The 21,017-nt window shown below is 59.5% G+C and carries 23 protein-coding genes, 1 pseudogene and 1 riboswitch; of the genes and pseudogenes, 12 read left to right on the top strand and 12 right to left on the bottom strand.

Annotated elements, in window-relative coordinates; translation table 11 throughout:
* Nucleotides 1–13: 13 nt before the first annotated feature.
* Complete coding sequence (gene hemH / locus CKW14_RS17795; RefSeq protein WP_095050621.1) at nucleotides 14–1,039, top strand: ferrochelatase; 1,026 nt, start codon at nucleotides 14–16, stop codon at nucleotides 1,037–1,039.
* A 115-nt stretch (nucleotides 1,040–1,154) separates the two neighbouring features.
* On the opposite strand, the gene CKW14_RS17790 is transcribed toward hemH, so the two are convergent.
* Nucleotides 1,155–2,429, bottom strand: coding sequence for a uracil-xanthine permease family protein (locus CKW14_RS17790; protein WP_007912843.1), 1,275 nt, complete (start codon nucleotides 2,427–2,429; stop codon nucleotides 1,155–1,157).
* Nucleotides 2,430–2,431: 2 nt separating this feature from the next.
* Nucleotides 2,432–3,070 (bottom strand): uracil phosphoribosyltransferase, encoded by a 639-nt coding sequence (gene upp / locus CKW14_RS17785; protein WP_007912842.1) that lies wholly within the window; start codon nucleotides 3,068–3,070, stop codon nucleotides 2,432–2,434.
* Between the two features lie 162 nt (nucleotides 3,071–3,232).
* Here upp and CKW14_RS17780 point away from each other — a divergent pair, with 162 nt between their 5' ends.
* The 3 genes from CKW14_RS17780 (at nucleotide 3,233) to CKW14_RS17770 (ending at nucleotide 4,783) form a co-directional block, all read left to right on the top strand.
* On the top strand, nucleotides 3,233–3,790 hold the full coding sequence (locus CKW14_RS17780) for a hypoxanthine-guanine phosphoribosyltransferase (protein WP_008086142.1): 558 nt from the start codon (nucleotides 3,233–3,235) through the stop codon (nucleotides 3,788–3,790).
* Nucleotides 3,791–3,952: 162 nt separating this feature from the next.
* A complete protein-coding gene (locus CKW14_RS17775; protein WP_095125783.1) occupies nucleotides 3,953–4,432 on the top strand; it encodes a hypothetical protein in 480 nt (159 codons plus the stop codon).
* Between the two features lie 63 nt (nucleotides 4,433–4,495).
* Nucleotides 4,496–4,783 (top strand): PA4642 family protein, encoded by a 288-nt coding sequence (locus CKW14_RS17770; protein ID WP_095050623.1) that lies wholly within the window; start codon nucleotides 4,496–4,498, stop codon nucleotides 4,781–4,783.
* Between the two features lie 163 nt (nucleotides 4,784–4,946).
* Here the strand turns inward: CKW14_RS17770 and mqo are convergent, their stop codons facing one another.
* Nucleotides 4,947–6,455 carry a malate dehydrogenase (quinone) gene (gene mqo, locus CKW14_RS17765; RefSeq protein ID WP_095125782.1) on the bottom strand — a complete coding sequence of 503 codons (1,509 nt, stop codon included), beginning with the start codon at nucleotides 6,453–6,455 and terminating at the stop codon, nucleotides 4,947–4,949.
* A gap of 709 nt (nucleotides 6,456–7,164) precedes the next feature.
* The gene (locus CKW14_RS17755; RefSeq protein ID WP_007912834.1) at nucleotides 7,165–7,398 is read right to left on the bottom strand and encodes a hypothetical protein; all 234 of its coding nucleotides are present in this window, start codon (nucleotides 7,396–7,398) and stop codon (nucleotides 7,165–7,167) included.
* A 204-nt stretch (nucleotides 7,399–7,602) separates the two neighbouring features.
* Here CKW14_RS17755 and CKW14_RS17750 point away from each other — a divergent pair, with 204 nt between their 5' ends.
* Complete coding sequence (locus tag CKW14_RS17750) at nucleotides 7,603–8,187, top strand: YajG family lipoprotein (protein ID WP_007912832.1); 585 nt, start codon at nucleotides 7,603–7,605, stop codon at nucleotides 8,185–8,187.
* Nucleotides 8,188–8,501: 314 nt separating this feature from the next.
* Here CKW14_RS17750 and CKW14_RS17745 read toward each other — a convergent pair whose 3' ends face one another.
* Nucleotides 8,502–8,708, bottom strand: a complete 207-nt coding sequence (locus CKW14_RS17745) for a hypothetical protein (RefSeq protein WP_095050666.1) — start codon at nucleotides 8,706–8,708, stop codon at nucleotides 8,502–8,504.
* Between the two features lie 193 nt (nucleotides 8,709–8,901).
* Here CKW14_RS17745 and CKW14_RS17740 point away from each other — a divergent pair, with 193 nt between their 5' ends.
* On the top strand, nucleotides 8,902–9,180 hold the full coding sequence (locus CKW14_RS17740) for a hypothetical protein (RefSeq protein ID WP_093441332.1): 279 nt from the start codon (nucleotides 8,902–8,904) through the stop codon (nucleotides 9,178–9,180).
* An 88-nt stretch (nucleotides 9,181–9,268) separates the two neighbouring features.
* Here the strand turns inward: CKW14_RS17740 and CKW14_RS17735 are convergent, their stop codons facing one another.
* Entirely contained in the window at nucleotides 9,269–10,432 is a 1,164-nt protein-coding gene (locus CKW14_RS17735) for a 1-acyl-sn-glycerol-3-phosphate acyltransferase (RefSeq protein ID WP_176471301.1), read from the bottom strand.
* Between the two features lie 142 nt (nucleotides 10,433–10,574).
* Here CKW14_RS17735 and CKW14_RS17730 point away from each other — a divergent pair, with 142 nt between their 5' ends.
* From CKW14_RS17730 to CKW14_RS17720, 3 genes are read left to right on the top strand one after another with little or no spacing between them, the layout of a single operon-like run.
* The gene (locus CKW14_RS17730) at nucleotides 10,575–10,757 is read left to right on the top strand and encodes a CPXCG motif-containing cysteine-rich protein (protein WP_095050626.1); all 183 of its coding nucleotides are present in this window, start codon (nucleotides 10,575–10,577) and stop codon (nucleotides 10,755–10,757) included.
* A gap of 9 nt (nucleotides 10,758–10,766) precedes the next feature.
* Nucleotides 10,767–11,027, top strand: coding sequence for a putative signal transducing protein (locus CKW14_RS17725; RefSeq protein WP_007912819.1), 261 nt, complete (start codon nucleotides 10,767–10,769; stop codon nucleotides 11,025–11,027).
* A gap of 36 nt (nucleotides 11,028–11,063) precedes the next feature.
* On the top strand, nucleotides 11,064–11,687 hold the full coding sequence (locus CKW14_RS17720; RefSeq protein ID WP_095050627.1) for an SOS response-associated peptidase: 624 nt from the start codon (nucleotides 11,064–11,066) through the stop codon (nucleotides 11,685–11,687).
* 206 nt (nucleotides 11,688–11,893) lie between these two features.
* Here the strand turns inward: CKW14_RS17720 and CKW14_RS30485 are convergent, their stop codons facing one another.
* Nucleotides 11,894–12,637, bottom strand: coding sequence for a methyl-accepting chemotaxis protein (locus tag CKW14_RS30485; RefSeq protein WP_371857753.1), 744 nt, complete (start codon nucleotides 12,635–12,637; stop codon nucleotides 11,894–11,896).
* Between the two features lie 111 nt (nucleotides 12,638–12,748).
* A pseudogene (locus CKW14_RS30480) lies at nucleotides 12,749–12,946 on the bottom strand (HAMP domain-containing protein); the annotation flags it as partial.
* 1,351 nt (nucleotides 12,947–14,297) lie between these two features.
* On the opposite strand from CKW14_RS30480, the gene CKW14_RS17710 reads away from it, so the two are divergent.
* Entirely contained in the window at nucleotides 14,298–15,116 is an 819-nt protein-coding gene (locus CKW14_RS17710; RefSeq protein WP_095050629.1) for a M48 family metallopeptidase, read from the top strand.
* A 124-nt stretch (nucleotides 15,117–15,240) separates the two neighbouring features.
* On the opposite strand, the gene CKW14_RS17705 is transcribed toward CKW14_RS17710, so the two are convergent.
* From CKW14_RS17705 to CKW14_RS17695, 3 genes are all read right to left on the bottom strand, one after another.
* On the bottom strand, nucleotides 15,241–15,825 hold the full coding sequence (locus CKW14_RS17705; RefSeq protein ID WP_077574495.1) for a TMEM165/GDT1 family protein: 585 nt from the start codon (nucleotides 15,823–15,825) through the stop codon (nucleotides 15,241–15,243).
* Between the two features lie 88 nt (nucleotides 15,826–15,913).
* Nucleotides 15,914–16,036: riboswitch (yybP-ykoY riboswitch) on the bottom strand.
* Nucleotides 16,037–16,076: 40 nt separating this feature from the next.
* Nucleotides 16,077–17,075: a class I SAM-dependent methyltransferase gene (locus tag CKW14_RS17700; RefSeq protein ID WP_095125779.1), complete on the bottom strand. Its 999-nt coding sequence runs from the start codon at nucleotides 17,073–17,075 to the stop codon at nucleotides 16,077–16,079.
* Nucleotides 17,076–17,107: 32 nt separating this feature from the next.
* Complete coding sequence (locus CKW14_RS17695; RefSeq protein ID WP_095050631.1) at nucleotides 17,108–18,073, bottom strand: 2-hydroxyacid dehydrogenase; 966 nt, start codon at nucleotides 18,071–18,073, stop codon at nucleotides 17,108–17,110.
* 91 nt (nucleotides 18,074–18,164) lie between these two features.
* Here CKW14_RS17695 and CKW14_RS17690 point away from each other — a divergent pair, with 91 nt between their 5' ends.
* Entirely contained in the window at nucleotides 18,165–18,794 is a 630-nt protein-coding gene (locus tag CKW14_RS17690) for a LysE family translocator (protein WP_093441294.1), read from the top strand.
* Between the two features lie 117 nt (nucleotides 18,795–18,911).
* Here the strand turns inward: CKW14_RS17690 and CKW14_RS17685 are convergent, their stop codons facing one another.
* Nucleotides 18,912–19,676 carry a helix-turn-helix domain-containing protein gene (locus CKW14_RS17685; RefSeq protein WP_095125778.1) on the bottom strand — a complete coding sequence of 255 codons (765 nt, stop codon included), beginning with the start codon at nucleotides 19,674–19,676 and terminating at the stop codon, nucleotides 18,912–18,914.
* An 84-nt stretch (nucleotides 19,677–19,760) separates the two neighbouring features.
* Between CKW14_RS17685 and CKW14_RS17680 the strand changes: the two genes are divergently transcribed.
* Nucleotides 19,761–20,945, top strand: coding sequence for an MFS transporter (locus tag CKW14_RS17680; RefSeq protein WP_095125777.1), 1,185 nt, complete (start codon nucleotides 19,761–19,763; stop codon nucleotides 20,943–20,945).
* Nucleotides 20,946–21,017 lie beyond the last annotated feature (72 nt).

Genomic DNA, 21,017 nt, shown 5'->3' with positions numbered 1-21,017 from the left:
AATAGGACGTTGCATGACCGATCACGCCTTGCTTCTGGTCAACCTGGGTTCCCCGGCCTCAACCTCAGTGGCCGATGTGCGCCGCTACCTCAATCAATTCCTGATGGACCCGTACGTGATCGACCTGCCGTGGCCGGTGCGGCGTTTGCTGGTGTCGCTGATCCTGATCAAGCGCCCGGAGCAGTCGGCCCACGCCTATGCGTCGATCTGGTGGGACGAAGGTTCACCGCTGGTGGTGCTCAGCCGGCGCCTGCAAGAGCAGATGAAGGCGCAATGGAAGCAGGGGCCAGTGGAGCTGGCGATGCGTTATGGTGAGCCGTCGATTGAAACCTGCCTGCTGAAACTGGTGGCGGCGGGGCACAAGCGCATCACGCTGGCACCGCTGTATCCACAGTTCGCCGACAGCACCACGACCACAGTGATCGAAGAAGCCAAGCGGGTGATCCGCGAAAAGAAACTCGACGTGCAACTGTCGGTGCTGCAGCCGTTCTACGATCAGCCGGAATACCTGGATGCGCTGGTCGAAAGCGCCCGGCCGCATCTGCAGCAGGATTACGATCACTTGCTGCTGAGCTTCCACGGTCTGCCTGAGCGGCACCTGACCAAACTCGATCCGACCGGCAATCATTGCTTCAAGAATGAAGACTGCTGCAAGAACGCCTCGCCTGCGGTATTGGCGACCTGTTATCGCGCGCAATGCCTGCGTACTGCGGCGTTGTTCGCTGAGCGCATGGGCCTGCCGGATGGCAAATGGTCGGTATCGTTTCAGTCGCGTCTGGGCCGGGCCAAGTGGATCGAACCCTACACCGAGGCACGGCTGGATGAGCTGGCGAAAAGCGGCGTGAAGAAAATACTGGTGATGTGCCCGGCGTTTGTCGCCGATTGCATCGAGACGCTGGAAGAGATTGGTGATCGCGGCAAGGAACAGTTCCGCGAAGCGGGGGGCGAAGAGTTGGTGCTGGTGCCGTGCCTGAATGACGACCGGCAATGGGCTAAGGCGTTGGCAACCCTCTGCGAAAGAGCGCCGCTGGCCCTGTGATGATCGTTCCCACGCTCCGCGTGGGAACGCAGCCCGTGACGCTCCGCGTCACTGGACGCAGAGCGTCCCTAGAGGCATTCCCACGCAGAGCGTGGGAACGATCAGATCTAAAGGCTTAGATCAGCGGCTCATCCGCCTTCTTGTTCTTCCAGCCATCATTGCCCGGCAGAATCAGGTTCAGCGCAATCGCCACCACCGCGCACAACGCGATGCCTTTGAGGCCGAAGTCGTCTGGACCGGTGCCGGTGCCGACCAGCACACCGCCAATGCCGAACACCAGCGTCACCGACACGATCACCAGATTGCGCGCCTCGCCCAGATCGATCTTGTGACGGATCAGGGTGTTCATCCCCACCGCCGCGATCGAGCCGAACAGCAAGCACAGAATCCCGCCCATCACCGGCACCGGAATGCTCTGCAGCAGCGCGCCGAACTTGCCAATGAACGCCAGGCTGATAGCGAAGATCGCCGCCCAGGTCATGATTTTCGGGTTGTAGTTCTTGGTCAGCATCACTGCGCCAGTCACTTCCGCGTAGGTGGTGTTTGGCGGGCCGCCGAACAGACCGGCGGCGGTGGTGGCAATGCCGTCACCGAGCAGGGTGCGATGCAGGCCGGGCTTCTTCAGATAGTCGCGACCGGTCACGCTACCGACGGCAATCACGCCACCGATGTGTTCAATGGCCGGAGCCAATGCCACTGGAACGATGAACAGAATCGCCTGCCAGTTGAATTCCGGCGCGGTGAAGTGCGGGATCGCAAACCATGGCGCTGCGGCAATCTTCGCGGTATCAACGACACCGAAATAGAACGCCATGGCAAAACCGACCAGCACGCCGGAAATGATCGGCACCAGACGGAAAATGCCTTTACCGAACACAGCGACGATCAGCGTGGTCAGCAGCGCCGGCATCGAGATCATCATTGCGGTCTGGTAGTGGATCAGTTCCGAACCGTCGCCAGCCTTGCCCATCGCCATGTTCGCGGCAATCGGCGCCATGGCCAGGCCGATGGAAATGATCACTGGACCAATCACCACCGGTGGCAGCAAGCGGTCGATAAATCCGGTGCCTTTGATCTTCACGGCAAGACCGAGGAAGGTGTAGACGAAACCGGCTGCCATCACACCGCCCATGGTCGCAGCAAGGCCGAACTGGCCCTTGGCGAGAATGATCGGGGTGATGAAAGCGAAGCTCGACGCTAGAAACACCGGCACCTGACGCCCGGTGACGATCTGGAACAGGATCGTCCCCAGACCCGCGGTAAACAGTGCCACGTTCGGGTCCAGGCCCGTGATCAGCGGCATCAGCACCAGGGCGCCGAAAGCCACGAACAGCATCTGGGCGCCGGACAACACCGTACGCCAGAGCGGATCGTTGAACTCTTGCTGCATGGTCACGCGTCCTTCTGCTTGGTGCCGAAGATCTTGTCACCGGCGTCGCCAAGTCCTGGGATGATGTAACCGTGCTCGTTCAAGCGCTCATCGATGGACGCGGTGTAGATGGTCACGTCCGGGTGAGCCTTTTCTACAGCGGCAATACCTTCCGGCGCGGCCACCAGCACCATGGCGCGGATGTCTTTGCAGCCGGCTTTCTTCAACAGATCAATGGTCGCCACCATCGAGCTGCCGGTAGCGAGCATCGGGTCGATGATCATCGCCAACCGTTCGTCGATTTCCGGAACCAGTTTTTCCAGATAAGTGTGCGCTTGCAGGGTTTCTTCGTTGCGGGCAACGCCCACAGCGGAAACCTTGGCACCCGGGATCAGGCTCAGCACGCCTTCGAGCATGCCGATGCCGGCGCGCAGGATCGGCACGACGGTGATCTTCTTGCCGGCGATCTTCTCGACCGACACGGTGCCGCACCAGCCTGCAATATCGTAGGACTCCAGCGGCAAATCTTTTGTAGCTTCATAGGTCAACAGGGCGCCGACTTCCTGAGCGAGCTCACGGAAGTTCTTGGTGCTGATATCGGCGCGGCGCATCAGGCCGAGTTTATGACGGATCAGCGGATGGCGGATCTCGAGGATGGGCATGGAAAAACTCCGGCGGCGGGCAAAAAAACCGGCCTAGATTAATCTATCCGAGGGTGATGTCCTATAGGACATTCTGTACGTTAGTCCATAAAGGCTTGATTCGGCCTCAATGGATGCGTACCTTTGCCCGCTTTTCCGAAAACATCCCCCCTGGAGAGCGCCATGTCCGCTGATCTCGAGCATATCCGTCAAATCATGCGAGAGGCTGACTGCCTGTACACCGAAGCTGAAGTCGAGGCCGCCATCGCCCGCGTCGGTGCACAAATCAACGAACAACTGGCTGACAGCAATCCGGTAGTGTTCTGCGTGATGAACGGCGGGCTGATTTTCTCCGGCAAACTGCTGACGCATCTGCAGTTCCCGCTGGAAGCCTCCTACCTGCACGCGACCCGTTATCGCAACGAAACCAGCGGCGGCGACCTGTTCTGGAAAGCCAAGCCGGAAGTTTCGTTCATCGACCGCGACGTGCTGATCATCGACGACATCCTCGATGAAGGTCACACCCTCGGCGCGATCATCGACTTTTGCAAACACGCCGGTGCGCGCAAAGTGCACACCGCCGTTCTGATCGACAAGGATCACGACCGCAAGGCGCGTCCAGACCTGAAAGCCGATTTCGTCGGCCTGCCGTGCATCGACCGCTACATCTTCGGTTACGGCATGGACTACAAAGGCTACTGGCGCAACGCCAACGGGATCTTTGCCGTTAAAGGCATGTAAGAACCCAGCACTACCCCCTGTAGGAGTGAGCCTGCTCGCGATAGCGTCGTATCAGCCAACATCAACGTTGCTGACAGACCGCTATCGCGAGCAGGCTCACTCCTACATTTGTTTGCACGATACCCATGCTAGAGTGCTCGGCCCCGCCTTCCGGAGCCTGTCATGCGCCTCTTGATCCGCAGCCTCGCCGCGTTTTCCTTGATCTTCTGCCTGCCTCTTTCCGCCGCGCCGATGCACAGTCAATTCCTGCCGCCGGACGATCTGACCGTGCGCGATGCCGAGCCCGAGCAGCAGCAATTGCTGCAGGTCACTGATTATTCCGTGGTCGTCGGCGCGCAACGCCAGTCCAATCAACAACCGATTCCGGTCACGTCTCCATTGATGATTCGCCTCAAGGGCAAATCCCTCAACAAAGGCGCGACCATTACTCAGGTGTTGGTCAATTTCGACGGTGAAAGCAAAAGCCTGAAAAAGCCGGTTTATGACGACAAGAGCAAAACCCTCACACTGTTTTATCCACAGGCCCAATACCGCGTGATCATCGATCTGCTGCGCAACGACACTATGTATGTGCAGTTCCTCAGTTACGCCAATGGCCATATCTGGGCCGATTTGCACACCGGGGCGGTGCGATCGCGTTGAGCCGGGCGGCCGGGCAGGGGTAAACTGCCCGCCCCGTGTAATGTCTGCGAGCTGGAGTCGGCAATGCGTAAAGATAAAAAACAAGTGATTGGTGACGAGATCGGCGATGAGCAGATCAAGCTGTTCCTCGATTTTGAGCCGGTCGACGCCACTTCGCCGTCGCTGCACAAACTGATCAAGGCTTACCGTGGCCTGCGCATTGATGATTTCGAGCGGTTTCTGACGTTCTTCGTTGCCGCCGGTTATGACGTGGATGGCAAGGACGAGCACGGTCAGACGTTCGTTGCTCAGATCAAGGATCAGCGCAACGCGGCCGAGTACATCGGGCTGATCGACAAGGCCCGCAGCTAAGATCAAAAGATCGCAGCCTGCGGCAACTCCTACAGAGAGTTTGTGTTTACCCTGTAGGAGCTGCCGAAGGCTCGGGCCGCGATCGGACGATCTTTTGCTTTTCAAGGCCATAAAAAAACGCCCCGCACTCACTGAGTACGGGGCGTTTTTTTATGCGGCAAGATCAAGCGTAGCTTGGGGTTTCGCTGCTTTCTTCAACCAGTTCCAGCGCGATGTTGTTCTGCGTGTTGATCTTGCGATACAGCGCAGCATCAGTTTCCAGGACCTTTTCACGGGCCGGGAAGATCTCCGCCAGTTTGCCAGCCCACTCACCCTTGGCCTTGGCCGGGAAGCACTTCTCGATCAGTTCCAGCATGATCGAAACGGTCACCGAAGCGCCTGGCGAAGCGCCGAGCAGGGCGGCGAGGGAGCCGTCCTTGGCCGACACCAGTTCGGTACCGAACTGCAGGATGCCGCCCTTTTTCGGGTCTTTCTTGATGATCTGTACCCGTTGGCCGGCCACTTCCAAGCGCCAGTCTTCGGCTTTCGCCTCAGGGTAGAAGCGGCGCAGGGAATCCAGACGCTGCTCCATCGATTGCATCACTTCGCTGACCAGGTACTTGGTCAGGTCCATGTTGTTTTTCGCCACGGCCAGCATCGGCCCGATGTTGCCGGCGCGAACCGACAGCGGCAGGTCCATGAAGGAGCCGTGCTTGAGGAACTTGGTGGTGAAACCGGCGTATGGCCCGAACAGCAGGGACTTCTTGCCGTCGACCACGCGGGTGTCCAGGTGCGGCACCGACATCGGTGGCGAACCCACTGCGGCCTGGCTGTACACCTTGGCCTGGTGATGCTTGACCACTTCCGGGTTGTCGCAACGCAGCCACTGACCGCTGATCGGGAAGCCGCCGAAGCCTTTGCTTTCCTCGATGCCCGAAGCCTGCAGCAACGGCAGCGCCGCGCCACCCGCGCCGAGGAAAACGAACTTGGCGTCGACTTCACGGCTGCTGCCGCTGTTGACGTCCTTGATGCTGACGGTCCAGCCAGCGCCGTTACGCTTGAGGCCGGTAACGCGCTTGCAGTATTTGACTTGAGTGTCGGGAGCGCTGGTCAGGTGCTTGAGCAACTGATTGGTCAGGGCGCCGAAGTTGACGTCGGTGCCGTTCATCACGCGGGTCGCGGCGAGGACTTCGCTCGGCGAGCGGCCCGGCATCATCAGCGGCATCCACTCGGCCATCTTGGCCTTGTCCTCGGTGTACTCCATGTCGGAGAAGGCGTGATGCTTGTGCAGGACGTCGAAACGTTCCTTGAGGAAGGAAACGCCTTTGTCGCCCTGAACGAAACTCAGGTGCGGCACCGGGCTGATAAAGGATTTGCACGAGCCGAACGTGCCTTTCTTGGTCAGGTACGACCAGAACTGCTTCGACACCTCAAACTGGGTGTTGATGTGCACGGCTTTCTTGATGTCGACGGTGCCATCGGCGGCTTGCGGCGTGTAGTTCAGCTCGCAAAGGCCAGCGTGACCGGTGCCGGCGTTGTTCCATGGGTTGGAACTCTCGGCAGCACCGGAATCCATCAGCTCGACGACTTCCAGCTTGATCGCGGGGTCGAGCTCTTTGAGCAGCACGGCCAGGGTGGCACTCATGATGCCCGCCCCAACCAGAACTACGTCGACTGCTTCGTTATGCGCCATTTAACGCGTCTCCAAAATCTGCAGCACCAAATTGTCGGCATGGCTGCCAGGCGTTCCGGGACAGGTCAGTGATGTCCAGGCTATCCATGGTCAGGTTCGCCATGTCCGAATCTTCGCAATTTTTCGCAACTTCGACGGATGTATGCGGCTTGGCTTTCAAGAGCTCCATGAACTCATTTCAGCACGCAGCTGGCAATTCGACTTATGGTCGAGACATCCGTTTTTGTGCAACCAAATCCGTAGCGGACAGGCTTCAGGCTCCGATATTCGAGGTATACCCGGTCCTGTGTCGTTGGGCTGTTTCAGACGCTAATGGTGCATGTTCAGACGCAAAACTTTTCATTTGCTCGCCACACTCTTGTGAAGTTGTGAAAACCCGTTTTTTTCACGCTCTTTTGAAGACGTGAACCTCAAAAAAGGGCTGTCCAGGCCTGGCACCTTGCCCGCAAAGGCAAAACAACGCGGTGGCCGAGCGTCATGACAGCTCTGCAGATTCGCGAAAAGCGGGGTTTTTGCCGGAAGAACAGGCAAGCGCGCCAACTTCACTCGATCTGTGTGGGCGGCTCTCTGTGGGCGATTTGGGTGTCGATGCATGCGCATTGACGCTGTTGCGGGGCCCGATCAGGAGACGTCCTTATAATCGGGGGGAGATTGTATCGAAGAAATGCGGGCAGTTGCTCGTGTTTAATGACTTTTATTAGGCATCCGGTCAGATGCTCAACATCGCTTGCACCCGTGCACGGGGCTGCGACGCTATGACGCGGGCGCTGGCGGGCAGTGGCTGGTGCAACCAGTTGAGGCGGATTTCTTCGATTTCCACCCAACCGTCGCCCATCGGCTGCAGGCTGCACTGCTTGAATGCCTGGCAATGGCCATTGCGGTCGAGCAGGGCGAAGCTGCGGTGCAACGGGCGTGGCGCGAACAACGAGATCAGATAACGCATGATTGAGTACCTTGTGGGGGACTGATTGCAAGGTTGCCAAGGCGCCGTGACGTGAACGTGTATGCCGGGTGAATAATCTGTGACAGGAACCGCTTTCCCACGGGTTTGTCAGACATTTCAGTATTCGCTGCCGGGCGCTGGTTACCCGCAGTGGCCCACCGCTATACTGCCGGCCTGTTTGTGCCTGATTCTGGAGAGAAGAGCATGTTGCAACGCCTGTTGTTCGGTTTGATCACTGTGGCCGGTTTGACCCTGGCCGGCTGCGCCCACAGCCCGCAACAACTGAGCCCGGAGCCGAAGCTGACCACCCAGCTGCCAGCGGTCGGCCGTGGCCAGCCAGTCGTCGTGCGTGTGGTTGACGGTCGTCCGTCGCCAACTTTGGGCACCCGTGGCGGCCTGTACCCGGAAACCAGCGCCATCACCGTGCAGCGCGAGCAGATCCTGCCGAAGTTGCAGGCTCAGGCTGAAGCCGCCGTGCGTTTGCTCGGCTTCACCCCGACCAACAACGCACCCAACGCTCCGCAGTTGACCGTGACCCTGGCCGAGCTGAAGTATCAGTCGCCGAAAGAAGGTATGTACGTGACCGAAGCGACCATTGGCGCAACCTTCCGCTCCGATGTGCAGAACGCCAACCGCCGTTATAGCGGCCGTTACGGTGCCTCGCTGGACCAGCGTTTCGGCATGGCGCCAAACCAGGAAACCAACACCAAACTGGTCAGCGATGTCTTGAGCGATGCGCTGACGCGTCTGTTCAAGGACCCGACGGTGGGTCAGGTTCTGGCTGAGTAAGTTTTCGGCGGATGTGAAAAAGCCCGGGGCCAGTGATGGTTTCGGGCTTTTTTGTGGGTGTCAGGTTTGGGATTTGTATCGTATGGGAGATCGATCCCCCTCACCCCAGCCCTCTCCCCCAAGGGGGCGAGGGGGAAAGGGAGCCGATCTGTGTTGTGCCTGCGATCTGCATTCATCTCGGAGTTTCAGGTCGATTTGCGTTGTTCTTGAGATCTACATTCACCTCGGACTTTCAGGTCGATGTACCTCGACAAAACACCTCGGTCAGTCCCTTCTCCCTCGGGGAGAGGGCTAGGGTGAGGGTGCTTTTGCTTTTAGGCAGCCTGGGAATAAAAGTCGAGAACGCTGACACCCGTCAACAAATCAGTCTCCGGCAAATCCGCATGCTGATGCCCGCCCAGCGCGCAATACACCAGCCAATGGCGATCCTGGACATTGAAGGCGAGGCTGCCGACAAGGCTTTGTTGCTCGTCGTAAGGGCTAATGAGGTACAGACGATCCTGGTTTTCAGCGTGAAGCATGTCGCGTTCCATGTGCGTTTCGAGGCGCGCATCTTGGTGTATCCACATGACGATGCCGTGACACAGGACAGCCATCGGTCGATTGTCAGGTTATTTGTCGCAAAGACTGGGGGTGAACCGGCAGGTTTGGTTAGAATCCGCGCCGCAGTCGTCGATCTGGCGTCTGCCACACCGGTTCAGATAGAGGTCTGTGATGTCGCTGCACTTGATGACGCTGTTTACCGCCCATCCCGCCAAGTTGATCAACTTGCTCGCGTTGTTGTTGGCGTTTCCGGGGAGTTGGCTGCTGCACGCCACTCGTCGCCGTGAACAACGTGCGATGGCCAGCATTGCCGCTCAGCGCCAGGCGCAACCGAATGCCGAACCAATCCTTGATTGGGCGACCTTGCGCATGAACCGGTTTTTCTATCGTTTTGGTTTTGCTTGCCTCGGGCTGGCCCTGATCGTCTCCTGGATCAGCACGCGCTATTAAAAGCAAAAGATCGCCGCCTTCGGCAGCTCCTACACGAATCCCCTGTAGGAGCTGCCGCAGGCGGCGATCTTTTGATCTTGCCGTTGCTTTACAACGGCAACCCAGCCTTGACCCGGTATTGATTACGCACCGGCGTCGCATATTGCAGCACCAGATACGGACGATGCTCCTCAGGGCACGCATCCAAGCGTTCCTGCCACTCTTGCTGCGCCTTGGCCAGCTCATCCGCCGGGAACACCTCGGCAGCTTTCGGCACATTCAACTGCGGATCGGCATCGGCCCACTGGGCGTACGCCAGGTAGTGCACCGGGAACAACCGGTAGCCACCGAGAATTTGTTTGTCCATCTCGATCGCCAATTGCTTGGTGTCTTCGAACAGCTCGGTAATCGGCGCGGCAAAGTTCACGTGCACCCGGCCCTTGTAGCCAGTGATGCCTTTGGCGATGCTCACGTCATCTTCGCCCGGCGCTTTCGCGTAAGTGCCGGTGGTGGCGCGGATGTACAACTCGCGAGCCTTGGCCTGGTCGCACGGGTCATATTCGTAGCTGATCGACACCGGGGTAACGTTCAGCGAGCGGATGACTTCGCCGAACGGCTCGTCCTTGCGGCTCATGTGGAACATCTTGAGGATCGCCGACTCGGTGCGGTCGTCGCCGTCCTTCGCCCGGCCTTCAGCCTGAGCGATCCAGATCGACGCGCAATCGTTGCGGATCGAGTGGTTGATGTACGCCGACAGCAACTGATAAGCAGCCATTTTCTCGCGACGGCCGGTGATCGAACGGTGGACGATGAAGCTCTTGTTCAGACGCATCAGATCGCTGACAAACGGCTTCTGCAGCAGGTTGTCGCCGATCGCGATGCGCGGCGTCGGCAGGCCGGCGTGGTACACGGCGTAGTTGACGAAGGCCGGGTCCATCACGATGTCGCGGTGGTTGGCGATGAACAGATAAGCGCTGCCGGACTTGAATTGCTCGACACCGGTGTAGGTCACGCCATCGGTGGCGCGCTCGATGGTGTGGTCGACGTAGGACTCGACCTTGTCCTGCAACGTCGCCACCGAAGTTACGTCGGCGAACTCACGACGTAGCCGATGGGCTATAAGTGGTTTGAGCATCCAGCCGAAGGCACCGGCAAAACGCGGGAAGCGGAAGTGGGTGAGGATATCTAGAAACGCCTTGTCGCCGAGCAGTCTTGCCAGTACCACAGGTACTTCGCTGTCGTCGTAAGGTCGGATGGCATCGAATTCGCCCATCATGCTCTCTTGTTGGAAACGGCTAGGGTAAGTAAAGGTTTTGATCGAAAACCCGCGGGGCACGGTCTGAAAAAGTAGCCAGACAAAAATAGCCCTGCAAATAGACCGGCGATTATACGCACAAGTCACTTGGGAGACCGCGATGCTGGAAACCGCTGAATACGAATGTCCTTATTGTGGGGAGCTTGTTGAGACGTCGGTGGACTTGTCCGCCGGCGATCAGACCTATATCGAGGACTGTCAGGTGTGTTGTCGGCCAATAACGTTCGTATTGCAGGTCCATGGAGAGGACTGGTTTCTGGAAGTTTTCAGTGAGAACGAATAAGGGGCGCCCATGCAGCGAATCTACGAGCCGGAAAATCTGATGGAAGGTGAAATGCTCAAGGGCATGCTCGCCAGCGAGGGCATCGAGGCGCATTTGATTGGCCGCGATTTGCTCGGTGGAACGGGCGAGCTGCCGATCTTCGGTCTGTTGGGCTTATCTGTGGATAACGATCAGGCCGAATACGCCCGTGAGCTGATCACCGCGTACAATGCCGCGCTGCCGCTGCCCGGCGATGAACCGGAGAGCTTCCCCGGGACGCTGGTCTGTTAGGCTGAGCTTCGTATTACTTCAGAGTCGTGTTGCCCCATGTGTGGACGTTATGCCCTGTTTCGCTGGAACCGCGACTTCGCGGCCCTGCCTGGTTTTCCCGCCGATCAGCAGGCGCAGTGGAACATTTCCCCCAATGATTCGGTGCTGATGCTGCGTGCCAGTGAAGATGGCCAGCGCAGCCTGGCCCGCGCCCGTTGGGGATTAACGCCGCCGTGGCTGACCGATCTGTCGAAAACCCCGGCACATGCCCGGGCGGAAACCGTGGCTGAGCAGCCGATGTTTCGTGAGGCGCTGCGCCAGCGTCGTTGCCTGCTACCGGCGAATGGTTTTTACGAATGGCGCGGGACCCAGCGCAAGCGGCCGTTCTGGCTGACGCCGGGGGAGGGTTCTTCGCTGTTTTTCGCGGCGATCTGGGAGGCTTATCCGGTGCAGGAACAGGTGTGGTTGAGTACGGCGGTGATTACTCAGCCGGCGTCGAGTCAGCGCCGGCCGTTGATTCTCGATGAGGCGGGGCAGGCGGCGTGGCTCGATCCCGAGACGCCGTTGCATGTGTTGCAGGGGTTGCTGGCCAGTGAACCCGCGGCGCTGCGTGAGCGGGTGTTGGCGAATCTGATCAATGATCCGAAGCTCAACGGGCCGGAGTGTTTGACCCCGGGCTAAAGCCTGCAGATCAAAAGCCCCTCACCCTAGCCCTCTCCCAGAGGGAGAGGGGACTGACCGCGGGATATTGACGAAACACACCGACTTGAAAGCTTTTCACCGAATCCATAATCGCCACGATTTTTCAGGTCGATGTATGACGGGAGACAACTCGGTCGGCCCCCTCTCCCTCCGGGAGAGGGCTGGGGTGAGGGGCTTTTCGCTTTTCAGACCTTGAACTGATTGATCAACCGCCGCTGCTGCTCTGCCAGTTTGGTCAAATCGGCACTTGCCGAACTCGACTCATCCGCGCCCCCCGCCACTTCATTGGCCACTTGCCCGATGTTGATCACATTGCGGTTGATGTCATCGGCCACCGCACTCTGCTCTTCCGCCGCACTGGCAATCTGCGTGTTCATGTCGTTGATCACCGAAACCGCCTGGGTGATCGTTTCCAGCGCCTCAGCCGCTTTCGCCGCATGCTGCACGCTTTCATCGGTGCGGTTCTGGCTGTCTTCCATGACCCGCACGACATCGCGGGTGCCTTGTTGCAGTTGCTGGATCATGCTCTGGATTTCTTCAGTGGCTTTCTGGGTTTTCTGCGCCAGATTGCGCACCTCGTCGGCCACCACGGCAAACCCACGACCCTGTTCACCGGCACGCGCCGCCTCGATCGCCGCGTTCAGGGCCAGCAGGTTGGTCTGCTCGGCGATGCCGCGAATGGCGGTGAGAATGGCGTTGATGTTCTCGCTGTCCTTGGCCAGGGTCTGTACCACATCCACCGCTTTGCCGATTTCCACTGCCAATACGCCAATCGAATTGGACGTATCGCGGACAATCTGCATGCCCTGGCTGGCGGCCTGGTCGGCATGACTGGCCGCTTGTGCCGCCTGCGTCGCGTTCCGCGCGACATCCTGCGCGGTGGCGGTCATTTCCTGCACCGCCGTGGCGACCTGATCGATCTCGGCCATTTGTTTTTGAATGCCGATGTTGGTGCGAATGGCGATGTCAGCGGTGTGTTCCGAGGAATCGCTGACGCTCTGTACCGACGTCACCACCTGCGTGATCATCGCCTGCAACTTGGCCAAAAAGGTGTTGAAGCCCTTGGCGATCGAGCCCAGTTCATCACTGCGATCGCTGCTCAAGCGTCGGGTCAGATCACCTTCACCCTGAGCGATGTCATTGAGCATCGCGACCATCTGTTTCAGCGGTCGGGCGATGCCGTGGCCGACCAGCCAGATCACCAGCAGGCCGAGGCCGGCGATCAGCAGACCGACCATGGCCATGCCGAAGGTGTCGGATTTGCGTTGAGCATCGAGGTCGGCCTGCAGTTTTTGCAGATCCGCCATCACGGCGTTGAGCGGCAGTTGCAGCATCAGCGTCCAGCGCGCGTCGGTCTGACCGATGCCGAACGGCAGGTACAACTCGATGCGGCCCTTGTCCTTGTTGACCGAGTAAGTCACTTCGCCGCGTTTGAGATTGGCCAGGTTGGCGGTCTGCCCGGCGTCGAGGATGTCGCTGACTTTCTCGCCGAATTTGCTCGGGTCTTGGGTGTACGCGACGATCCGGCCGTTGCCGCCGATCAGGGCCATTTGCCCGGCGCCGCTGTACAGCTTTTGGTTGGCGCCGAGGAGCATTTCCTGAATGAAGTTCACCGACAGGTCGGCGCCGACAATGCCCTGGAAGGCACCGTTAAGCATGATCGGCTCGATAAAGGAGGCGAGCATGACGATCTTGTCGCCGACCTTGTACGGCGCCGGATCGATCACGCAGGCTTTCTTCGTTTCCTTCGAGCACAAGTAGTACTCGCTGGCGCGCACGCCGGTGGACAGGGTTTTCTGGTCGTCGACGTCGACCAGTTTGTCCAGGCCGAGGGTGCCGTCATCGTTGCGGAACCACCACGGCAGGAAGCGCCCGTTGGCGGCATCGATGCCAACGACGCTGGTGCCGACGTAGGCCGCGTCATTGTGGTCCAGGGCGTTCTTTTCCCAGCCGATGTAAGTGCCGAGAATCTTCGGGTTCTTCTCGACGTTTTCTTTGATCAGGCTGATCAGTTGCTCGCGGCTGACGCTCAGGCGTGGCTGGCCATCGGCGCCCGGCGTGCCGAGCAGGGCGTTGACTCGCACCAGGCCGCCGGCAATCAGCAGCGGCGCCTCGAGCTCGCGCTGGATCTGGCTGACCTGGGTTTGCGCCAGCGAGGTCAGGCGCTGTTCGATGACTTGCTCGAACTGCGCCTGGGTGCGTTGTTGCACCATTTCTTGCGTGCGCGCACCGGAGAACAGCGCATACAGCACCAGCGCGGCGACCACACTGAGCACGATGGCGCCGGCCAGGGCGGCGACGGAAAACTGGATCGACTTGAACTTCATGGGAGCTCCGCACGCAAGAGGACGTCTGCGCTGATGTATCGGCAGCGGGCATTGGGCCATGAGTGCGAGCCGGAGCAATTGAAAGCTAATGTCGCAAATGGATCAGTGCGCGACGCAGTTGCACGGGACTTGGCGGTCGCTGTGAATTTTTTGCGACAGCTCTGGTGGGAAACGTCTGAAAGTCGCTGCAACACGTCCGTTGTATCTGGCGTCGATACAATTACCCGCCTAGGATACGCGCAGGTTTTCAGGGAGCTTTTGAATGAACAAGACATTGGTTGTAAGTGCACTGAGCGCAGCGCTGTTGCTGGTCGGTTGTCAGTCGGTCAACACCACCAGCGGCGGCGCCGTGGGGGTGGAGCGCAAGCAGTACATGTTCAGCATGCTGTCCTCGCAAGAGGTCGACCAGATGTATGCCCAGTCGTATCAGAAGACCGTCGGCGAGGCGTCCAGCAAAGGTGTGCTGGACAAGACCAGCCCCGAGGCCAAGCGGGTTCAGGCGATTGCCAACCGCCTGATCGCCCAAGCGCCGAACTTCCGTCCGGATGCGGCGCAATGGCAGTGGGAAGTCAATCTGATCAAGAGTGATGAACTCAACGCCAACTGCGGGCCCGGCGGCAAGATCATTTTCTACACCGGGCTGATCGACAGCCTGAAGCTCACCGACGATGAAATCGCTGCGGTCATGGGCCATGAAATCGCGCATGCCCTGCGCGAACACGGTCGTGAAGCGATGTCCAAGGCGTACGGGATTGAAATGGCCAAGCAGGGCGCAGGTGCATTGCTCGGTCTGGGTCAGGACAGTCTGGCGCTGGCCGACACCGTGGCCAACTACGGCATGACCCTGCCGAACAGCCGTGCCAACGAAAACGAAGCCGACCTGATCGGTCTGGAACTGGCCGCACGCGCCGGTTACAACCCGAACGCCGCGATCACTTTGTGGAACAAGATGAGCAAGGCATCGGAAGGTTCGCCGCCGGAGTTCATGAGCACTCACCCGGCTTCGACCAGCCGGATTGCCTCGTTGCAGGCGGCAATTCCGAAGGTTATGCCGTTGTACGAAAAAGCTCCTAAATCCTGAGTCGGTGATCGTTCCCACGCTCTGCGTGGGAATGCCTCAAGGGACGCTCCGCGTTCCAAGCGGGACGCAGAGCGTCCCCGGCTGCATTCCCACGCAGAGCGTGGGAACGATCCTTCACTGAGGATTAAACCCAGCCACTGCTCTGCATCGCCTTGTACACCGCAACAATCGCCAAAATCATGAATGCCGAAGCGGCGAGGCGACGGATCAAGGTCAGTGGCAGTTTGTCTGCGGCGAAGTTACCTGCCAGCACCACCGGCACGTTGGCAATCAACATGCCCGCCGTGGTACCGATAATCACCAGCCACAGTTCCGGATATTGCGCGGCGAGCATCACCGTCGCGACCTGAGTCTTGTCACCCATTTCTGCGAGGAAAAACGCAATCAGCGTGGTCAAGAACGGCCCGAACTTGCGTGCGGTGCTGGTTTCATCGTCATCCATTTTGTCCGGGACCAGTGTCCACAGCGCAGTGGCCGTAAAGCTTGCGGCGAGAATCCAGTGCAGCGTGGCATTCGAGAAGAAGCTGCCAAACCAGGCGCCTACCGCACCGGCTGCTGCGTGGTTGGCCAGGGTCGCGGCGACAATACCGGCAATGATCGGCCAGGGTTTGCGGAAGCGAGCGGCGAGAATCAGCGCGAGCAGTTGCGTCTTGTCGCCGATTTCGGCCAAGGCAACGATTGCGGTGGGAACGAGTAACGAGTCCAGCATCAGGATTTCCTAAGGGGCGGGTCGACACGGCTATGACACGTACAGCCTTCCCGCCCCGGGTAAGGTGTGCGTGTCATAGGTCTTGTCAAACCCTGCGATCCGTCTGCTGCGGACGCTTGGGTCGCATACGCCATGATCTGAGGATCAAGTATGTTGACGTATGCCGGACGAGCTTGGCGCTCGTGGGAGACTACTCCCCTAGGACGGAGCGGATTCTGCCTTCGCAAATCCGATTGAGCAAGAACAAATTTTCAGCCGCGCTTGGCCCGGTAAATCCGGAAACCATTGCCTTCGGCCTTGATTGCACAGACGCCCAGATGCTCTTCGATCAGCGGTTGATACTTGAGGAAGCTGTTCGCCACCAAGCGCAGTTCGCCGCCATTTTTCAGATGTTTGGCCGCTTTTCGCAGCAAGTTCTCGGTTGCGAAATAATCGGTGTGCACGCCGACATGGAACGGTGGATTGCTCAGAATCGCACTCAAACCCATCGGCGCGGCATCGATACCGTCGCCAGTCAGCACTTCAGCTTCCAGACCATTGGCCGCCAATGTCAGGCGACTGCTGGCGGCGGCGAACGCATCGACATCAAGCAGGGTCACCTGATTGTGTGGGTAGCGACGCTTGACCGCAGCGCCCAGAACACCGGCACCGCAACCGAAGTCGAGCAGATGGCCGCTCGGCAATTTGTCCAGATGCTCCAGCAGCAGGGCGCTGCCGCGATCCAGGCGACCGTGGCTGAACACGCCCGGCAGGCTGATAACTTTCAGCGGACCCTCGGCCAAAGGCAATTCATAGGTCTGCGCCAGGCTTTCCAGGGAATTCACTTCAGGGGCGTTGGCCACGGTGACTTGCCAGAGCTGGCAATGACGCGCGCTGTCGAGTTTGCGCGGCTTGCCGAACGGGTTGAGCTGCTTGGATGCGCCTTCGATGCCGCTGCGCTTTTCCCCGACCAGAAATACTTCACGCCCGGCCAGACGCGAAGCCAGGGCGTTGAGGATGTAGTCGGTGAGGTCTTTGGACTTGGGCAGAAACACCACGGCGCTGTCGAATTCTCGCTCGGGTATGTTCACGCCAAAATGGCTACGGCCTTCAAAGCGTGCGTCCAGCGCGGCCTGGTCGCCGGCATGCCAGCACCAGCCAAATGCGTTGGGCAGGCGCCCGAGCAAATCGTCGGCAGGCAAACCGGCCAACAACAGCGAACCTTGAAATAACTCGGGCTGACGAAGCAGTACTTCACTGCGCGGATCCATAACTGCTCCTCAAAAAAAAGTGCCGCAGTTTATCAACTGACGACCCGCAGCGCCTTACCGCTGAAGAACGCCTGAGCGTTTTCGGTCAATTGGCCGACGATGCGCTGCCGAGCCTCGCGGCTGCCCCAGGCGTTGTGTGGCGTAACGATCAGGCGTGGGATGTCCGCCGCGAGCAACGGATTGCCTTGGGTCGGCGGCTCTACACTCAACACATCGGTGGCCGCGCCGCCAAGGTGACCATTGCGCAGGGCTTCGGCCAGCGCCTGTTCATCGATCAGACCGCCACGCGCGGTGTTGACCACGAACGCACCGGGCTTCATCGACGCCAACTCGCGAGCACCGATGAAATGGCGAGTGTGTTCGTTCAGCGGGCAGTGCAGGGTGAGGGCGTCGATCTGCGGCAACAGTTCATCCAGCGGCAAACGATCCGGACGAGCAGGGCGCCCGGGAATCTGCCCGAGCAACACGCGCATGCCGAACGCTTCGGCCAATCGCGCCACAGCGCCGCCGAGTTCGCCATGACCGAGCAGGCCGAGGGTTTTGCCTTCCAGCTCGACAATCGGATAGTCGAGCAGGCAGAACTGTTTGGCTTGCTGCCAGCGACCTTCGCCAACGGCTTTTTGATAATCGGCCAGACGCGTGGCGAGGTTGAGCAACAGCATGATCGTGTGTTGCGCCACCGACGGCGTGCCGTAACCCTGGCAGTTGCACACGGTGATGCCCTGAGCACGAGCGGCGACGAGGTCGACGTTGTTGGTGCCCGTGGCGGTGATCAGGATCAGTTTCAGAGCGGGGTTGGCGGCCATGGCGGCAGCGTTGATCATGATCTTGTTGGTGATCGCCACCGTCGCCCCTTGCAGGCGCTCGGCAACCTGCTCGGGCAAGGTCTGGGCGAAAAGCTGCAGATCGCTGAAACACTCACGCAGCGGACTGAGGTCGAGGTCGCCGAGATCCAGCGAAGGGTGATCAAGGAATACCGCGCGGTGCGTGTTGGTCATCAACTGTACCTTTCGTGCTGTGAGCGTAGGGCGTAATCTGCCGAGCCTACCAGATGAAACAAATTGATATGCTTGGCCGAAAGGAGCCCCCATGTACTGGACCGAGTTCTTGACCGTTGCACTGATCCACTTGCTGGCCGTCGCCAGCCCCGGCCCGGACTTCGCCGTGGTGGTGCGCGAGAGCGTGACCCACGGTCGCCGCGCCGGCACCTGGACCGCGCTGGGCGTGGGCACGGCGATTTTCCTGCACGTTGGTTATTCGCTGCTCGGTATCGGCCTGATCGTGTCGCAATCGATCGTGTTGTTCAACGCGTTGAAATGGGCGGCGGCGGCTTACTTGCTGTACATCGGCTTCAAGGCATTGCGCGCGCAACCAGCGAAAGCCGTGGCCGATGACTTGCACAAAGAGGCCGGCGTACGCACGGCGCGCGGCGCGTTCACGTCAGGCTTCGTGACCAATGGTCTGAATCCGAAAGCCACGCTGTTCTTCCTGTCGCTATTCACCGTGGTGATCAACCCGCACACGCCACTGGCGGTGCAGGCCGGTTACGGGATTTACCTGGCGGTCGCGACTGCGTTTTGGTTCTGTCTGGTGGCGATGTTGTTTAGTCAGCAGCGGGTGCGTGCCGGTTTTGCCCGCATGGGCCACTGGTTCGACCGCACCATGGGCGCGGTGCTGATCGCTCTCGGCGTGAAAATCGCGTTCACCGAGATGCACTGATCTCAGAACCGCGACTTAAATCTGTGGGAGCGAGGCTGCTCGCGAAGGCGTTGGGTCAGTCGACATTATTGGTGGCTGAAAGACCGCTTTCGCGAGCAGGCTCGCTCCCAAAGGGCCTTACACAAGTTCGCTGAGTTTGCTCAGGGTGTTCAGGTAGTCGCGGGGATTCTCTCCCAGCAAACGGCGAAACATCGCGCTGAACGCCCGTGCGCTGCCGTAACCCAAGTCCTGCGCCACACGCTGCACGCTGTCCCCAGCGAGCAGGCGCGGCAGGGCTTCCATCAGGCGCAGTTGCTGACGCCAGGCGTTGAAACTCATCTGCACTTGTTGCTGAAACAGCCGCGCCAGCGTGCGTGAGCTGGCGCCGACCTGCTGCGCCCAGTCTTCCAGCGTATTGGTGTGATCGGGGGTGTGCAGCAGTGCCAGACAGATATTTTGCAGACGCCGGTCGGTTGGCATCGGAATGTGCAGCGGCAGGTTTTCCAGACCGGCGAGTTCTTCCAGCATCAACTGCTGAATCAGCGGATTGTCGGCATGCGGCGGCCCTTGCACGGCACGCAGGATCAGCTCGCGCAGCAGCGGCGTCACCGCCAATACGCAGCACTGTTGCAGGCTGGCGGGTGACAGTTCTGGGGCGATGAACAGCGAGCGCATCTGTACGTCGCCGCTCATGAAAATCTCGTGCGCCACTTCTGGCGGAATCCACACCGCGCGACTTGGCGGAATCACCCATGCACCCGAGTCCGTGACCACGCGCATGATCCCGCTGACGGCATACAACAACTGCGCCTCACGATGCAGGTGCAGCGGCTGGTGCGCGCCATCCAGATAATCCCGGGGGTAGGCGCTCACCGGGCCGTGTTCGAAATGGCTGATCAACATGTCTGATTCGATGACTTGTCTGGCAGGAATGCGCTTTGTGGCCAACTTAGCATAGCGCCACACAACAACGTAAAGCGTGCCGCCATGAATCAATCCAGAAACGTCATTCGCTATATCAACGCCGCCCATGTGATCGATCACATGTTCATGCTGATATTTCCCGCCGCCGTGCTCGGTATGACGCAGGCCTTCGGTCTCGACTACGCCACGCTGATCGGCCTGTCACTGGGCGGCTTCATTGCCTTCGGCGCGTGTTCGCTACCCGCTGGTTGGCTGGGCGATCACTGGAGTCGGCGGCAGATGATGCTGGTATTTTTCTTCGGCATCGGCGCTTCAGCGATTTTCGCTGGCCTGAGCAGCAGCCCGGCCATGCTGGTGATCGGTCTGACCCTGATCGGTATTTTTGCGGCGATTTATCACCCGGTCGGCACGGCGATGTTGGTCGCTTATGCACAAAATCGCGGCCGGGAAATCGGCATCAACGGTATGTGGGGGAATCTGGGTGTGGCGTTTTCGGCGCTGATCACCGGTTTGCTGGTGGCGCAATTCGGCTGGCGCTCGGCGTTTCTGATACCGGGCGCAGTGGCGATTGTGCTGGGGGTTGGCTTCGCCTTGCACGTGCGTGAAGAGCCGATTCCGAAGCGTGCGCACACGCCACTCAAGGGGGCCGCTGGCCAGCGTATTTCCATGCTCATGGTGTTCGGCGTGCTGGCGCTGGCGACGGCCACTGGCGGCGTGGTGTTCAACGCCACCACCATGACCTATCCGAAGCTGTTTCAGGAGCGTTTGCATGAGCTGTTTGCCTCGCCGCAAACCCTTGGTGTGGTGGTCAGTCTGGCCTATGCCTTTGGTGCAGTTGCACAGTTGAGCATTGGTCGGGTGTTGCATCGGCTCAGCCTGAAATGGCCGTTCATTGTCCTGACGCTGTGCCAGGCACCGCTGCTGTTTGCGCTGGCCTATGCCGACGGCTGGGCGGTGATCGCCCTCGGCGCAGCGTTCATGTTCGTGGTCTTCGGTCAGGTCACCGTCAACGATGCGATGGTCGCCAACTTCGTCGCCCCGCAATGGCAATCACGGGTGTTCGCCCTGCGTTACTGTTTATCGTTCGGTGCCAGTGCGACGGCGATTCCGCTGATTTCCTATGTCGAACCGCGCCATGGTTTTGTAGGCCTGTACTTGATTCTTGCGGGTTTCGGCGCTTTGACCTTCCTTGCAGCAGTCGTATTCCCACAGACGCCTTCCGAGGAGGCTGTAGGGCAAACTGCCTGATCAATAGCGAAAACCGGCAAATGCTGGCGCAAAGCTAGCATTTGTACGGCTTTGCAAATCATTCCTTTGGCT

The organism is Pseudomonas sp. Irchel s3a12 (genome assembly GCF_900187485.1).
GTDB classification, from domain to species: domain Bacteria; phylum Pseudomonadota; class Gammaproteobacteria; order Pseudomonadales; family Pseudomonadaceae; genus Aquipseudomonas; species Aquipseudomonas neuropathica.
The sequence above is the reverse complement of the archived record's forward strand: the minus strand, read 5'-3'. Positions and strand labels throughout refer to the sequence as shown.